The organism is Shewanella glacialipiscicola (assembly GCF_023283485.1).
Taxonomy (GTDB): Bacteria; Pseudomonadota; Gammaproteobacteria; order Enterobacterales; family Shewanellaceae; genus Shewanella; species Shewanella glacialipiscicola.
The window spans coordinates 149,936-165,557 of the sequence record NZ_JAKILU010000001.1 but is presented as its reverse complement, the minus strand read 5'-3'; the positions used below and the strand labels follow the sequence as shown (position 1 = coordinate 165,557).

Annotated in this window: 12 protein-coding genes; 6 read left to right on the top strand and 6 right to left on the bottom strand. The window is 43.0% G+C overall.

Features of this window, described 5'->3' with window-relative positions:
* Positions 1-21 precede the first annotated feature (21 nt).
* On the top strand, positions 22-1,122 hold the full coding sequence (locus tag L2717_RS00680) for an aspartyl/asparaginyl beta-hydroxylase domain-containing protein (RefSeq protein WP_220775055.1): 1,101 nt from the start codon (positions 22-24) through the stop codon (positions 1,120-1,122).
* 45 nt (positions 1,123-1,167) lie between these two features.
* On the opposite strand, the gene L2717_RS00675 is transcribed toward L2717_RS00680, so the two are convergent.
* Complete coding sequence (locus tag L2717_RS00675) at positions 1,168-2,739, bottom strand: tetratricopeptide repeat-containing sulfotransferase family protein (protein ID WP_248937946.1); 1,572 nt, start codon at positions 2,737-2,739, stop codon at positions 1,168-1,170.
* A 379-nt stretch (positions 2,740-3,118) separates the two neighbouring features.
* Positions 3,119-3,574 (bottom strand): DUF4826 family protein, encoded by a 456-nt coding sequence (locus tag L2717_RS00670; RefSeq protein ID WP_220775228.1) that lies wholly within the window; start codon positions 3,572-3,574, stop codon positions 3,119-3,121.
* Positions 3,575-3,851: 277 nt separating this feature from the next.
* Between L2717_RS00670 and L2717_RS00665 the strand changes: the two genes are divergently transcribed.
* Positions 3,852-4,886 (top strand): Glu/Leu/Phe/Val dehydrogenase dimerization domain-containing protein, encoded by a 1,035-nt coding sequence (locus tag L2717_RS00665; RefSeq protein ID WP_220774701.1) that lies wholly within the window; start codon positions 3,852-3,854, stop codon positions 4,884-4,886.
* 193 nt (positions 4,887-5,079) lie between these two features.
* Here L2717_RS00665 and L2717_RS00660 read toward each other — a convergent pair whose 3' ends face one another.
* The 4 genes from L2717_RS00660 to ppsA all read right to left on the bottom strand — a co-directional run bounded on the left by L2717_RS00660 (position 5,080) and on the right by ppsA (position 11,747).
* The gene (locus L2717_RS00660) at positions 5,080-5,496 is read right to left on the bottom strand and encodes a MarR family winged helix-turn-helix transcriptional regulator (RefSeq protein ID WP_115405827.1); all 417 of its coding nucleotides are present in this window, start codon (positions 5,494-5,496) and stop codon (positions 5,080-5,082) included.
* Between the two features lie 147 nt (positions 5,497-5,643).
* Positions 5,644-6,114: a DUF1285 domain-containing protein gene (locus L2717_RS00655; RefSeq protein WP_220774702.1), complete on the bottom strand. Its 471-nt coding sequence runs from the start codon at positions 6,112-6,114 to the stop codon at positions 5,644-5,646.
* A 123-nt stretch (positions 6,115-6,237) separates the two neighbouring features.
* Positions 6,238-9,279, bottom strand: a complete 3,042-nt coding sequence (gene ydiJ / locus L2717_RS00650) for a D-2-hydroxyglutarate dehydrogenase YdiJ (protein ID WP_220774703.1) — start codon at positions 9,277-9,279, stop codon at positions 6,238-6,240.
* Between the two features lie 98 nt (positions 9,280-9,377).
* Entirely contained in the window at positions 9,378-11,747 is a 2,370-nt protein-coding gene (ppsA, locus tag L2717_RS00645; RefSeq protein WP_220774704.1) for a phosphoenolpyruvate synthase, read from the bottom strand.
* Positions 11,748-11,871: 124 nt separating this feature from the next.
* Between ppsA and ppsR the strand changes: the two genes are divergently transcribed.
* The 4 genes from ppsR (at position 11,872) to L2717_RS00625 (ending at position 15,457) form a co-directional block, all read left to right on the top strand.
* A complete protein-coding gene (gene ppsR / locus L2717_RS00640; protein WP_076499664.1) occupies positions 11,872-12,684 on the top strand; it encodes a posphoenolpyruvate synthetase regulatory kinase/phosphorylase PpsR in 813 nt (270 codons plus the stop codon).
* A gap of 183 nt (positions 12,685-12,867) precedes the next feature.
* Positions 12,868-13,932: a 3-deoxy-7-phosphoheptulonate synthase gene (locus L2717_RS00635; RefSeq protein WP_220775187.1), complete on the top strand. Its 1,065-nt coding sequence runs from the start codon at positions 12,868-12,870 to the stop codon at positions 13,930-13,932.
* A gap of 177 nt (positions 13,933-14,109) precedes the next feature.
* Positions 14,110-14,571, top strand: coding sequence for an acyl-CoA thioesterase (locus L2717_RS00630; protein WP_220775243.1), 462 nt, complete (start codon positions 14,110-14,112; stop codon positions 14,569-14,571).
* Between the two features lie 220 nt (positions 14,572-14,791).
* Positions 14,792-15,457: a response regulator transcription factor gene (locus L2717_RS00625; protein ID WP_220775135.1), complete on the top strand. Its 666-nt coding sequence runs from the start codon at positions 14,792-14,794 to the stop codon at positions 15,455-15,457.
* Positions 15,458-15,622: the final 165 nt, after the last annotated feature.

Here is a 15,622-nt window from a genome sequence, read left to right as displayed (position 1 = left end):
TAAGATGACGAGATAATAATAATGAAACTTAAACGTGAATTTTATCGACTTCCGCTGCAGTTTGATGTAGCAAGAATGCAACAAGAAATAGCACAATTTACCGATGCAGAATGGGTACCACACCATGAAAATTTTGCGGGAAATTCGGCAATACCATTAATTTCCGTCAATGGTGAATTCAACAATGATTTTAAGGGTGCCATGTTACCAACATCGGCATTGCTGCGGTGCGAATACCTGCAGCAAGTCATTGCCTCATTTGGCGAGGTGATTGGCCGCACTCGATTAATGCGATTAGATTCAGGATGTGAAGTGCCTTTACATTCAGATATTAACCATCACTGGTATAAGCGCGTCAGAGTGCATATTCCTATCGTAACGACTGAAGATGTAGTGTTCCAATGTAATGATGAGCGCGTACACATGGCGGCAGGAGACTGTTGGATTTTTGATTCATGGAAATTTCATAAAGTTGAAAACAACAGCGACCAAACTCGCATTCATTTAGTCGTAGACTTTGCGGGTTCAAGTCGTTTTTGGGCCATGGTTGAGCAAATGGATGAACAGATTGCGACGTCAGCTAAGTTCACTCACTATCAACCGCAGCACACCGTTAATATTCGTACTGAAAAACATAATTACCAAATCATCATGTCACCAGGCGAAGTTGAATTGTTAGTCAATGACTTAGTAGCTGACGTGCAATCTTGTCAGCTAAATACTACGCCAATAAAAGCATCATTTAGCCAATTGTTAAAGGGATTTGTCGCTGATTGGCGCGAGTTATGGTTCTTATATGGTGAAGAAAACACTGGCTGGCCTTTATTTCATCATTTACGAGATGAAACACTCAAGCAAGCAAGTCAGTATGACAAAGAAGTGTTTATTTCAAATGGTACTTCAGCAGTTAAAATTTTGGCGCAGTTAATAATAGGGCCATCAATGAATGTAGCACTGGCGCCACAACATACTATTAGTAGTGTTGAAAAATCGATGGACACGCCATTACCCGACAAACGGATTGGTACAACTACTGGGATCCCTATCGGATTAACTCGGAATAGCCCATGCTACTGTAGTTCTGGCGATAAATATAAAAACTGCCATGGAAAAATAACCTAGTTTTGGATTAAGGAAAGGGCGTTAACAAGCCCTTTTCTATTAGTTTTACTGACCTAATAAACGATGGCGAACGTTAATATTAATCTGTTCAAAATCGACATAATCTTGCCCCATAAATGCTTGATATTTTTCGCATTGACCTATTGCTTTAGTATTCATGGGTTGTCTAACTTGGCTTGCACTCGGGGTTAAAACCGGCCGTGTCGATTGATAAAAATGCAGGCAAGCTGTTTCAAAATCAACACCACAATAGCTGAGTAACTTAGGTATCTCATCATCAGGCTGAATGACCAGTTTCTCAAAACTGAGATGATAAATATCCTGCGGAAATTGACTATCCCAATGTTCCATTAGTGTTAGGTAATTCTCCCAATAGACTTTGATGTTCTCTAACGAGTAGGAATAATCATGTCCAAAGCTAAAGTATTGTTTAAACACACTCAACGCATTATCCGTCGTATGTCGAATCACATTAATAATTTTAGCTTGTGGAAAAAGGGTTTTAATTAAACCAATATGGAGAAAATTATTAGGGTTTTTATCAATAACATAATTAGGAACTGTTGAAAAATACTGCGCCGATTGTTGCAAATATTCTTGCTGATATTGATTGATTTTCTCTTGGCTCAAATGTGCCAACTGCTTGGCGTAACCGCCGGTTTGTTCAAGTGTTAGCGCAATCCTTTCTATATAAGGTAGCTCGTCCGTAGCCCCAATTAAGCTATGACACGCAAGGATTTGCTCGACTAACGTGGTACCAGAACGAGGCATACCGACAATAAAAATAGGCACTTTTTGTTCAGCAACAACTTTCCGTGCCGTCAGTTCTGTATGTCGCAGTGACTGCACAATATTAATAAATGAAGATTTTTTAAATGGCTTTAGTGGCGCCAACAATTTATTCGCGTGTGCCATCGCCTCAAACGCTAATTGATGCTGATTTGACTGCTCATAAATCCGATTCATGGTGTACAGCAATAACGCTCGACTCGCATCTGACAGCGATGGAGAATTTAAGGCTGAGATAACTACCGATTTATCACTTTCTGAAAACGTATAATTTTTTAGATCCGCTAGGCTCCAAAATCCGGTAGCCATTTTATCTGGGTTTTCGATAATAAATTGGTGATAAAAATCCGTAGCGAGCTGCGTATTACCGGTTGCTTTGTAAATATGCCCTAAATTTAATTTTACCGCAGAATGGTTATAATGGCTCACGGTACAAAGCGTTAACTTGTCGATTGCCAATGCCATATTGCCAGTCTGTAATGCTGCCATACCTTGCTTAAATTGCAGCTCTAACTCATCAGGAAAGAGAGTAATAAGACGATTAAGCATATCAACTTGTTCAAAATAACGTTGTCTTACTTCGAGTAAATGCAATTTACTTCTCAGCGCACGCTCAAAGTTGGGATCGAGTGTTAAAATAGTATCAAATTTATATTCTGCATCTTTGAAATCACTGGCTTTAAATGCAAGCTCCGCCAAAATCAATAATGCATCTAGGTTATGAGGTTGGCGACGAATAACCTTACGCGCATACATACCCGCGGATGAAAATTGCTGTGAAGCAAAGTAGGCCTTGGCATTTTGTAGATATTGTTCTTCTCGGCTCAAGGAACACGCCCCTATTTTGTTAGTTAGTATTTATCGCAATGTAAAATAATTTAGATAAATCCAGTATAAACAGGTTTGTCTTTAGGATGAAGTCTTAACTGATTTGGATCTAATACAGTATGTTTTAACATCATTATTTAATGTGCAGAACTATTTCAGTGCGAATTCAGTGCGAATTCAGTGCGAATTCAGTGCGAATAATCATTCGTTTAGATTATCGGTAGCACTTAAAGCTTGAGAAATATCCATAAAAAAACCGAATATATAATCACATTCGGTTTTAACGTATTACGCTGTTAATTTCACTTAACTTGTCAACTGTAACAACCTGACTATAAACGCATAATAGCTAAGTTTTAACGATAAAACAGTGGCAACCTTAAGCTTGTACATTCCATAGTTTATCGTCATTGTGCACAAGATATAAACTTTCAGCGCGCGATACCAGCAACTGTGCAAATTTAGCCTGAGTCGCATCACGGGTAACACCAGAACGGGTTAAGTTTTCCGCTTGCATTTGCCACATCATAGAGAAATGGCGCACCGCATCACGGGCAGTGGCTGCGACCTTGACATCGACGAAGTCGGACGGTAAATCACCCGACATCACCCAATAGGTTTTATTGGTTGGGCGTTTTGATTCAATTTTCCAAATTGCCATATAAGGCACAAGATAGCGGCTTTCATCGGCCAACACTTTACTTGGGATCACCCCTTTTTCAGCCAAGAAACGATTCGCTTTTTGAAATTGAGTTCTGACCCACTCTTGACGTCGTGCTTCCATTTCTTCTGCAGAAACATGTTGCTGAGTCTGGTCGACAGCTTGTTCAGTCATACTTCCATCCTATCTTATTGTTATAACGCGAAACCCGCTCTTGGGCCAGTGCGCGATTTATTCTATTGATTGCGGCAAAATTAATGCAATTCATCTGGTTCACAAAGCTTACGTTTACGTAAAGTGGAAAGCTAAATTGCCACATATAATGTATTTATTCATTCATTATGCGTGGTTGAGAGTATCGCTAAATGCTATGGTTCTGCAATAAATATAACAAACTGTCGATGGGACTGTTCTCGTCGGCTTTTTCATTGTGTATAGCGGAGAAATTCACGTGGCTGTATTTAATCATGTATCCTTTGACGAGCATGAACAGGTTGTATTCTGTCATGATAAAGAAAGTGGCTTAAAAGCTATTGTCGCCATTCATAACACCAACTTAGGTCCTGCTGTTGGTGGCTGCAGAATGTGGAATTACCAATCGGATGATGAAGCCCTGACTGACGTGTTACGCCTTTCTCGTGGCATGACGTACAAGAATGCGCTTGCAGGTTTGAAGATGGGCGGCGGTAAATCAGTGATTATCGCCGATCCCAAAAGACAAGACCGCGAAGCACTATTTCGTGCCTTTGGTCGTTTAATCAACAGCCTAGGTGGGCGTTACTATTCAGCAGAAGACGTTGGTACCACGACGGCTGACATCATGATAGCCCATGAAGAAACCCCTTATATGGCAGGTCTTGAGGGTAAAAGTGGCGATCCATCTCCCTTCACCGCCCTTGGTACTTTTTTAGGCATAAAAGCCGCTGTTAAACATAAGCTAGGGCTAGACAGTGTAAAAGGGCTTAAAATTGCTGTTCAAGGTGTCGGTCACGTAGGTTATTACTTATGTAAGCATTTACATGAAGAAGGTGCGCTACTCACAGTTACTGATATTCATCAAGCTTCATTAGATAAAGTCGCTACAGACTTTGGTGCAACCGTTGTGGCACCACAGGATATCTACTCACAGGATGTTGATGTATATGCACCTTGCGCGCTTGGTGCCACATTAAATGATACGACACTGCCTCAATTAAAAGCCAAAATTGTAGCTGGCTGTGCCAACAACCAATTAGCCGAAGTTCGCCACGGCGAACAACTGAAAGAAATGGGCATATTATATACGCCTGACTACGTGATCAACGCTGGCGGCATTATTAATGTCTCGTTCGAGAAAGATTACGACGTAGCTAAATCAACCGCTAAAGTGAAAGAAATTTACAATACATTATTGAAAATTTTCAACCAAGCCGATGCCCAAAACCGTACTACTGGTGCAGTAGCTGATGAAATGGCTAAGGCCATTATTGAAGCGGCTAAAAAATAATTTTAACGCTCTTCTTTATATGCTAAAAGCGACCTAAGGTCGCTTTTTTATTATCTAAAACTCAATTTCTCTGCTTGAATTAGTCAGTCTGGTACCGGAAAAAGATAACGTTAAGGCGTATTTAAAGCACTATATCAACCACCAGGTAGTAGAACGATAAATACCAGCCAAACTCATTTTATCTATAATGGTTCTAGGTTAATCGATTGATTTTATTTAGCAGTAAAATGAATTGCTGCTGCTCTTCATCACTAAGGGTTGAGAGAAATTTTTCGTTGACTCGCTCAGCCTCACACACTAGATCTTGCTCTAACGCTTTGGCTTCATCGGTTAGAAAGATTTGAAAGGCACGGCGATTATCAACTTCTTGATGACGGGTAATAAGGCCTTGTACCTGCAACTGATCGAGCAAACGCGTCATAGTGTAGTTTGCCACATCACAACGTTTTGATAATTCAGTTTGGCTTATCCCCTCTTCTTGCCATAAAGCAAACAACACAGGCCATAGCTTTATATCAAGGTGATAACGCTTAAGTTGCAGGTCAAGCTCGTTTTGCAGCTCAATATTTAAGTGGGATACAAGATAACCTAAGCTTTCATAACGATTCAAACTGCACCTCCTACAGCAAAAAATTTACTGTTTTGGGGTTAACCTAAAACACTAATAACCTAACCCAAAGCCTGTTTTAATACTATCACCTAACCCTAATAAACTCGCTAACACAAAAACAGATGATGATGCTATTAACCTACGAACTTATTCTTCATCTAGATCAGATAAATTAAATTCATTCACAAAATTATAGTAACAAGCGCGGCCTAGTTTTCCCCATAAGCCACGTTCGAGCGGCAAATAAATACTGTCTTCGGTGAGTTTCATCTGTTTGATATCAATATGATGGTGCTCAGTTTCAATACTGGTTCGCACATCAAGCCATGTATGACATTGCGAAGGCTCAAAATCGATTATCAACAACGGCGCATCTTCTACTTGTACTCGCACTTTTTCAACTGGGGTAATTAAGAAATACTCGCTCTCAATACAATGTAAAATGCTGGCGAACAACTTAGCAAATTTTGTCGGCAACGATGTGCCTAGATAGGTCCAATCACCCAAGGCGTTAATATTAAACAATGGCACTTCACTACACAATGGTGCTGTCGTTAACACGCTATCGGAGGCCAATTGTTTAAGTGTGTGTTGAATGCTTTGCGTTATTTGTTCCATCCGCTGTCTCCGTCGTCCATAAAAAAACCAGCCTTACGGCTGGCTTTAGTGTGACATTCCTCACTGGGATATACCAGCAAGGATAATAACGACCTTGAGGGTAAATTTAAGTGGTTAACCCCCCTATATATTCGCTAACTCGAGCAGTGCTTCAAGCGGATGCTTTGGTTTATAGCCCGCAAAGCGCTTCACTTGGCTGCGACAAGAATACCCTGAGACCAACACTTGTGGCTGCTCAATTTTTGCCAAGGTTTGCTGCCAAGACATATCAAATAATGCCTTAGAACGCTCGAGATTTTCAGCCTCATGGCCATAGGTCCCTGCCATGCCACAACAACCTAAATTGACTGCGGTTAACTTAGCGCCAAAGTGAGCAAATATTTTAGTCCACTCATTGGCGGTATTTGGCTTGGCCGTCGATTCAGTACAATGACTAAACCAAGTGTATTGCTTATCTTGCTCAGCTTTTGCGGGTAAATCCTTGATGATATTAAGTAACCACTCATTGGCTAGCTTCACCTCAAAATTACCGCGATTAGCTCCTAATACTTCACGGTATTCATCGCGATAACACAATACTAAAGCGGGATCGATACCGACCATAGGCATACCCAATTTATGCACTTGATTTAAAAAGTCGGCACTCGACTGCGCCGTTTTCGCAAACTTATCTAAAAAACCTTTAATATGCGTTGGCTTACCATTGGGTTTATAGGGTAACAGCACAGGTTTTAAACCAAGTTTTTCAATTAACTGGATAAATCGATAAACAAGGCCTGAGTCATAAAAACTGTTAAAGGGATCTTGCACCACTAACACAAACTGCGCGCGCGCTTCTTCTGGAATCGCTTGTAATGCCGCTAAGTCATAACCACGGCTCGCATGACCATCGAGTCTTTGCTTTAGCGTTGGCACCGATAACGCGGGGGCATCCACATAACCAATGGCTTTTTTAATCACCCACTGGCTCAATGGGTTCTGCGCGGCAAAGTTTGTCAGGCGCGGCGCAGCGGCCATTAATGGTAAGCTGTCTTCAATCCCAGCAACGAGGTAATCTTTGGCTGGCCTTAAATAACGTTGATAGTAAATATTAAAAAATTGCGCTCTAAATTTTGGCACGTCCACTTTAACCGGGCACTGCCCTGAACAAGCTTTACAGGCTAAACAGCCCTTTAGCGACTCCATCACTTCGTGTGAATAATCATAATCGCGTTTTGCATTGAAGGTATTTTGCACTCGCTGCAGCCAACCTAAGGGCTTTGCTTTTGCCAGTGCGTTTACGTCTACTCCTTCAGCCTCAAGCAGCCTTAACCACTCTCTCATGAGCCCAGCGCGCCCCTTGGGGGATTGCACTCTGTCACCTGTCACCTTAAATGACGGACACATAGGCGAATAACTGCTGTAGTTAAAACACAGGCCATTACCATTACAGTTCATTACATCGGGAAATGCATCCCGTACATCGATAGGAATTTGTCGGTCAAATTTACCGCGCTTAACACTATCGATATCGTAATAAAGCGCGCCCACCTTTTTAGGGGCTACCAGTTTGCCTGGGTTAAGACGATTATCGGGGTCGAACAAGCCTTTGATATCTTGCAACACGCCATAAAGTTCATCACCAAATACCGACGGACCATATTCACCGCGCACACCTTTACCGTGCTCGCCCCACATCAAGCCGCCGTATTTAAGCGTGAGCGCCGCAACTTGATCTGAAATCACCCGCAGCAGTTTTTCATCTTCAACATCACACATATCAAGTGCGGGCCTAACATGTAATACGCCCGCGTCTACATGACCAAACATACCGTATTGCAAATTATGGCTGTCTAATACTGCGCGAAACTCCATAATATAATCGGCGAGTTTTTCGGGCGGTACTGCGGTATCTTCGGCAAAGGCGATAGGCTTACGGCGGCCTTTTGTCGCACCCAATAAGCCGACGGCTTTTTTACGCATACCGTAGATTTTTTCAATACTTGGCTTATCTTGCGTCACTTGGTAACCCAATACGCCGCACTCACCATTACTGATTTGTTCCGTTAAAACAGCTTCAAGGCTCGCTAACCTTTGCTCAACGTCCGCGGTGTCGCCAGCAAACTCAACCATATTGAGGCCGTCGATGACTTTACCCGGCACTTCTTGAATTAAGTCAGCCACAGAATGCCAGACAATATCTTCACGGGCTAAGTTAAGGACTTTTGAATCGACAGTTTCAACCACAGTCGCGCGCGCAGCCACTAACGATGGCGCATGACGTAATGCCGATTGGAACGAATCATACTTAATATTCACCATGGCACGCTCAGTCGGCAGTGGGGTGATATTCAGTTTCGCTTCGGTGATGACGGCAAGTGTGCCCTCTGAGCCGGTCAAAATTCGAGATAAATCAAATTGAGTCAGGCTATCGTTCCAGACGTGTTTTAAGTCATACCCCGTGAGGAAACGATTGAGCTTAGGAAATTGCGTTTCAATCTGAGCTCGTTTTTCGCGACATACCGCCGCTACCGCAGAAATCAGTTTTTGCCCAAGGGGATTTGTACTCACTTCATTGAGGTTAGACAGTAATTGTGCGCCCAAAGGCTGAGTATCGAGCACACTGCCATCAATTAATACACTGCGCAGCGCCAGCACGTGATCGGATGTCTTACCATAAACCAGTGAGCCCGCACCCGAGGCATCGGTATTGATCATTCCGCCAATCGTGGCGCGGTTTGAGGTGGATAAATCGGGACTAAAAAAATAACCATGGGGACGCAGTGCATCATTGAGTGCATCTTTAATTACGCCGGCTTCCACTCGAACCCAGCCTTGCTCAGCATTTACTTCAAGCACGCGGTTCATGTAACGCGACACATCCAAAATCAAACCATGGGTCAACGACTGTCCGTTAGTGCCTGTACCGCCGCCCCGCGCACTAAAAGTTACACTGCGATACTCATCAGTGGCGGCCAGTGTTAAGGCAATTTGAATATCCAACTGGTTTTTAGGATACAGCACAGCTTGAGGCAAAAATTGATACACAGAGTTGTCCGTTGCTTGCACTAAACGGGCACTGTAACGTTTGTCTATGTCACCGGAAAAGGTGCTTTGCTCTAGTGCATCAAGGTACGCCAAATACACGGGCTCTAATGTTTGTTGATGTGATAGCAGGGGTAACATGGCTGGCTTCTGTCAATTATCGTTATAGCGCCATTATAAACAAAAAAAAGCCGCTAAAAAGCGGCTTTTTTAACATCTTTATAAAATTACGCTACAGATCACCCGTGGGCTTCAGCTAAATATAGCCAAGTATCAATCACGGTATCAGGATTAAGTGACACAGTATCAATACCCTGCGCGACTAACCAAGCTGCAAAATCGGCGTGATCTGAAGGACCTTGACCACAGATACCAATATACGCGCCCTTCGCTTTAGCCGCTTTAATCGCTAAAGAAAGTAACATTTTAACCGCTTCATCACGTTCATCAAACAAATGGCTGATAATACCTGAGTCACGGTCAAGACCGAGTGTTAGCTGAGTTAAATCGTTTGAGCCGATTGAGAAACCATCGAAGTGCTCAAGGAATTGCTCGGCTAATAGCGCGTTTGAAGGCACTTCACACATCATAATGACGCGTAAACCATCTTTACCGCGCTCTAAACCTTGCTCTTTGAGCAAGCCAATCACTTGCTCCGCTTCTTTCACCGTGCGTACGAACGGGATCATCACTTCAACGTTCGTCAAGCCCATGTCATTACGGACACGTTTGATCGCTTCACATTCTAGGGCAAAACAGTCACGGAACGATTCAGAGATATAACGGCTTGCACCGCGGAAACCCAACATTGGGTTCTCTTCTTCTGGCTCGTATCTATCACCACCCACCAAGTTGGCGTATTCGTTAGACTTAAAGTCTGACATACGCACGATCACTTTCTTAGGATAGAAAGCCGAGCCGATAGTCGCGATACCTTCAACCAAACGAGCAATGTAGAATTCAACTGGAGAATCGTAACCGGCGATCATCTCGTTAATTTCAGTTTGCAGCGCAGCGTCTTGTTGATTGAACTCAAGCAGTGCCTTCGGATGAATACCAATCATACGGTTGATGATGAATTCTAAACGCGCTAGACCCACACCTTCGTTTGGTAAACGGGCGAAATCAAATGCTCTGTCTGGGTTACCGACGTTCATCATAATTTTCATTGGCAGTTCAGGCAACGAATCAACACGATTTGAAATTATTTCAAAATCTTGTTTACCTTCGTAAATAAAACCTGTGTCACCTTCAGCGCAAGAAACCGTCACAATTTGACCGGTTTTGATACGGTCAGTCACATCACCACAACCCACTACCGCTGGCACACCTAATTCACGGGCAATAATTGCCGCATGACAGGTACGGCCGCCACGGTTGGTGACAATCGCGCTAGCGCGTTTCATGATAGGCTCCCAATCAGGATCAGTCATGTCAGTCACTAACACATCGCCAGGTTGGATTTGATCCATATCAGCAATAGACGTTAATACTTTAGCAACGCCAGTACCCACTTTATGACCGATAGCGCGACCTTCACAGATCACAGCGCCGCGGCTCTTTAAGTGATAACGCTCAATCAATTGTACGTCTTCACGGCTACGTACCGTTTCTGGACGCGCTTGAACGATATACAGCTTGCCGTCATTACCGTCTTTTGCCCATTCGATATCCATGGCACGACCGTAATGTTTTTCGATAATCATGGCTTGTTTTGCTAACTCTTCAACTTCGGCGTCGTTGATAGAGAATTGACGACGCTTGTCTGCAGCGACATCTTCAATTTTGACTTGTTTGCCGTGAGCGACATCATCTGAATACACCATTTGGATGAGCTTGCTACCGATATTACGGCGCACAACAGCCTTATGACCTAAGGCTAAAATAGGTTTGTGAACATAAAATTCATCAGGGTTAACTGCACCTTGAACAACCATTTCACCTAGGCCAAAAGATGAAGTGATAAATACCACATCGTTATTGCCAGATTCAGTGTCCATAGTGAACATCACACCTGAGGCCGCTTTGTCTGAACGTACCATACGTTGTACGCCAGCAGATAAAGCCACACCGTGGTGCTCGTAACCTTGGTGAACACGGTAAGAGATAGCGCGATCGTTAAACAGCGATGCAAATACGTGTTTAACAGCAACGAGCACAGATTCATAACCTTTCACGTTTAGGAAGGTTTCTTGCTGACCCGCAAAGGATGCGTCTGGCATATCTTCTGCAGTAGCTGAAGAACGAACGGCAAATGAAGCTTCGCTCGTTTCTGCGGCAAGTTTATCGTAAGCTTCACGAATGGCTTGCTCGAATGCAGGTTGGAATGGCGTGTCGATAACCCACTGCCTGATCTGTGCGCCTACTTTAGCCAACGCATTGACATCATCTACATCCAATGTGGCTAGAATGTCATAAATTTTCTGGTTAACTCCGCTTTGTTCAAGGAACTCATTGAAAGCATAGGAAGTTGTCGCAAATCCGCCAGGTACTTGAACGCCGGCATTAGCCAGATTGCTGATCATCTCGCCTAGAGAAGCATTTTTGCCGCCAACCAAGTTGACGTCACCCATGCCTAATTCTTGATACCAGAGTACGTATTGCTGCACAGTTCTATCTCCGCAAGTTTATTTCAGTGGCCCCTTCACACGAGGGCAGCGGCATTTTACACTCCAGCTCAACATGCGTAAATCTATAATTTCATTTGTAATTTTATTACTACAAGAGGTCAGTATGGCACCAAAAGTATTCTATATTTCCGATGGGACAGCAATCACTGCTGAGGTCTTTGGTCATGCGGTTCTCTCGCAATTTCCACTAGAATTTGAGTCACTTACCATTCCTTTCGTCGAAACTCCGACCAAAGCCGAGCAAGTTAAGCGCCAAATTAATGATTGTTTTATTACAACAGGTGAGCGGCCCTTAGTGTTCCATTCGATCGTAAAACCTGAAATTCGCGACATCATCTACTCCAGTGAAGGCTTAGATTATGATTTTTTAAATACCTTTGTCGCACCTCTGGAGCAACATTTAGGGGTTAGCGCCTCTCCAGTGCTACATCGAACTCATGGAAAAGCCAATCACGGCTATGAGGCACGTATCGATGCGATTAATTTTGCGATGGATAATGATGACGGCCAAACCATGAAACATATGGATAAAGCCGATTTAGTGCTGCTTGGCGTGTCGCGTTGTGGCAAAACGCCATCGAGCCTGTATTTATCGATGCAGTTTGGGATAAAAGCAGCTAACTATCCGTTTACCGAAGATGATATGGATGATCTTAAATTACCTGAAGCGCTTAAACGCAATAAGAAAAAACTCTTTGGCCTGACAATCGATCCCGTGCGTTTACATGAAATCCGCCAAAGCCGTATGGAGAACAGCCGCTACTCATCGCTCAAACAGTGCCGTTTAGAGGTCAAAGAAGTGGAAATGCTATTTAAACGCGAACGTATTCCCTATATCGACACCACCAATCATTCTGTCGAAGAAATAGCGACCAAAATATTGGATGTCACGGGCCTTGAACGGCATATGTTTTAAGATAAAAGAACAAAATTTCCCCCAATAATCCGAGTGAATTTAACCTAAATGGATCTCACTTAAATTAAATTCATTGCACGGTTGCCGATAATTAACGCAATTGGCACTGTGCAACTCGGTTCGATTCGTTATAATCCGAGACAATCTGGCGAAAAAGCGCCGCACGCAAGCTCGGTATTTTGAATGACCATTAAAACAGACGAATTACGCACCTCCTTATTAGCAAAAGTCATCTCACCTGCGCAACTGGCATCTGAGTTCCCATTAACTCAAGATGCGGCAGATTATCTGGTTCAACAACGCCGTGAAGTCGAAGCCATTATTAGTGGTGAAGATCAGCGTTTGTTGGTCATCATTGGTCCATGCTCAATCCACGATACTCAAGCGGCATTAGATTATGCGCAGCGCTTAGCCGTGTTACACCAAGAATTGAAAGATGATTTGTGTATTTTAATGCGCGTCTATTTTGAAAAGCCACGCACAATCGTCGGCTGGAAAGGATTAATTTCAGATCCTGATCTTGATGGCAGTTTTGAGCCAAACAAAGGTTTGCGCATTGCCCGCGAGTTGCTGCAACAAATCACCGAATTAAAATTACCGATTGCCACCGAATTTTTAGATATGGTGAACGGTCAGTATATTGCAGACCTTATCACTTGGGGCGCTATTGGTGCACGCACCACTGAAAGCCAAGTTCATCGTGAAATGGCTTCTGCATTATCTTGTCCCGTCGGTTTCAAAAACGGTACCGATGGCAACATCAATATCGCGGTTGATGCCGTGCGCGCTGCGCAAGTGCCACATATCTTTTATTCACCGGACAAAGATGGCGTAATGGCCGTTTATCGCACTCACGGTAACCCGTTTGGACATATTATTTTACGTGGCGGTAAAAAACCGAATTACCATGCAGCTGATGTTGAAAAGGCACGCCAACAGCTGGAGTCTGTTGGGGTAACTCAACGTATGGTGGTCGATTTTAGTCACGGTAATAGCGAGAAAAATCATCTTAAACAGCTTATCGTTGCCGATGAGATTATGGCGCAAATGCGTACCGGCAGCACTGCAATCGCGGGGATTATGGCCGAAAGTTTTATTCAAGCAGGTAATCAAAAAGTGATTGCTGGTGAACCGTTATGTTATGGCAAGAGCATTACCGATGCCTGTTTACATTGGGACGATTCGGAAGTGCTACTGCGTAAACTGGCTGCCGCTGCCCGTGATAGAAAAGCGCTATTAGCAAAATAATTTCGCACTTGCAAAACTGGAGCACTACGAACTAAATCTACCAATAAAAAACCGATGTTAGATCGGTTTTTTTATTGGTGCTTGAACAAAAAATACAGTTAAGTAGTTTTCTATCTTTAAACGGCAAAAATCTTTATAATTTACGCTTATTTTTACAGTGTAATCTTAGGTTCTCGTATGTTGCTTGATCCCATTTCATCAAATATAGACACAGATTTAACCGTCACCCCGCTAAATAAATTTCCAGCAGCCATCCAAGCGCGTATTGATTCCTCTGAGGCCCGAGTCATCAAAGCGGTATTTCCCTCAATCACCAACCATCACAATACTTTGTTTGGCGGTGAAGCTTTAGCTTGGATGGATGAGACGGCTTTTATTGCCGCGACGCGTTTTTGCCGAAAAACCTTAGTCACCGTCAGCTCAGACAGAATTGACTTTAAAAAGCCTATCCCAGCAGGCACATTAGCAGAGCTTATCGCTCGGGTGATCCACGTCGGTAACACCTCACTGAAAGTTGAGGTCAACATTTATGTCGAAGATATGTATCAAGATCATCGAGAGCATGCAATACGGGGAGTATTTACCTTTGTTGCAGTTGACGAACAACGAAATCCCACTCAAGTGTGGACCAACAGATAGTTTTTAAGCGGTTTAAAGATACAGATTAGCCCGTTCTCTCGGGCTTTTTATCGCTACTGGGCGATGCTTATATCTGTTGAGAAAACAGCGCTAAAAGTCTAACAACCAGAAACATATAAAAATTTTGTTGTTATTGATGAATAAAGCAATAGGCTCATTGATTACTTTTCTGTTACATTGAATTCAATCTTCACGCGCACCGAACATAATCATAAAAGCCATGAAGCTAGAAAACTTAAATATAATTATCGCAGATGATCACCCATTGTTTCGCAATGCACTACGTCAAGCACTCACTAGTGCTTTTGAGCATGCACAGTGGTTTGAAGCCGACAGCGCCGATGCACTGCAAGCGGTACTTGATGACCGCCATATTGATTACGATCTTGTCTTACTGGATCTGCAAATGCCAGGTTCACACGGCTACTCTACTCTTATCCATTTACGCTCACATTACCCCGACGTACCCGTTGTAGTAATTTCAGCTCACGAAGACATTAATACCATCAGCCGGGCGATTCATTATGGTAGTAGCGGATTTATCCCTAAATCGTCGTCTATGGAAGCCCTTAAAGAAGCACTCACGGCGGTATTATTCGGCGATATTTGGTTGCCAAAAGGTGCTGAAATTATTCCCATTGAAGATGATGCCGTTGATAAAATGGCCAGTAAATTATCTGACTTAACACCACAACAATATAAAGTGCTGCAAATGTTTGCTGAAGGTTTATTGAATAAACAAATTGCCTATGATTTAGGCGTATCAGAAGCGACTATTAAGGCACATGCTACTGCAATTTTTAGAAAACTCGGCGTACGCAATCGTACGCAAGCAGTTATAGCACTGGCACAGTTGGAAATGTTAGATAAAATGGATATATCCTAGCTAGGCCATAACCCCTTATCTTGAGCTGATGGCGAAGGATTTATTCTGTCGTAAAACAAATGCCCATAAATATCCAACCTATTATAAATATCCATCCATAAAAAATGCCGCTTATTCAGCGGCATTTTTTATGGATTATTTTTGTTAACGGCGATAGCGACATTA

What these genes read in the sequence shown, in the direction of transcription:
- L2717_RS00630 (WP_220775243.1), top strand. Translation starts at nt 14,110, where the DNA reads ATGTTGCTTGATCCCATTTCATCAAATATAGACACAGATTTAACCGTC.
- L2717_RS00680 (WP_220775055.1), top strand. Translation starts at nt 22, where the DNA reads ATGAAACTTAAACGTGAATTTTATCGACTTCCGCTGCAGTTTGATGTA.
- ppsR (WP_076499664.1), top strand. Translation starts at nt 11,872, where the DNA reads ATGGCACCAAAAGTATTCTATATTTCCGATGGGACAGCAATCACTGCT.
- L2717_RS00655 (WP_220774702.1), bottom strand. Translation starts at nt 6,114, where the DNA reads ATGGAACAAATAACGCAAAGCATTCAACACACACTTAAACAATTGGCC.
- ydiJ (WP_220774703.1), bottom strand. Translation starts at nt 9,279, where the DNA reads ATGTTACCCCTGCTATCACATCAACAAACATTAGAGCCCGTGTATTTG.
- L2717_RS00625 (WP_220775135.1), top strand. Translation starts at nt 14,792, where the DNA reads ATGAAGCTAGAAAACTTAAATATAATTATCGCAGATGATCACCCATTG.
- L2717_RS00670 (WP_220775228.1), bottom strand. Translation starts at nt 3,574, where the DNA reads ATGACTGAACAAGCTGTCGACCAGACTCAGCAACATGTTTCTGCAGAA.
- L2717_RS00635 (WP_220775187.1), top strand. Translation starts at nt 12,868, where the DNA reads ATGACCATTAAAACAGACGAATTACGCACCTCCTTATTAGCAAAAGTC.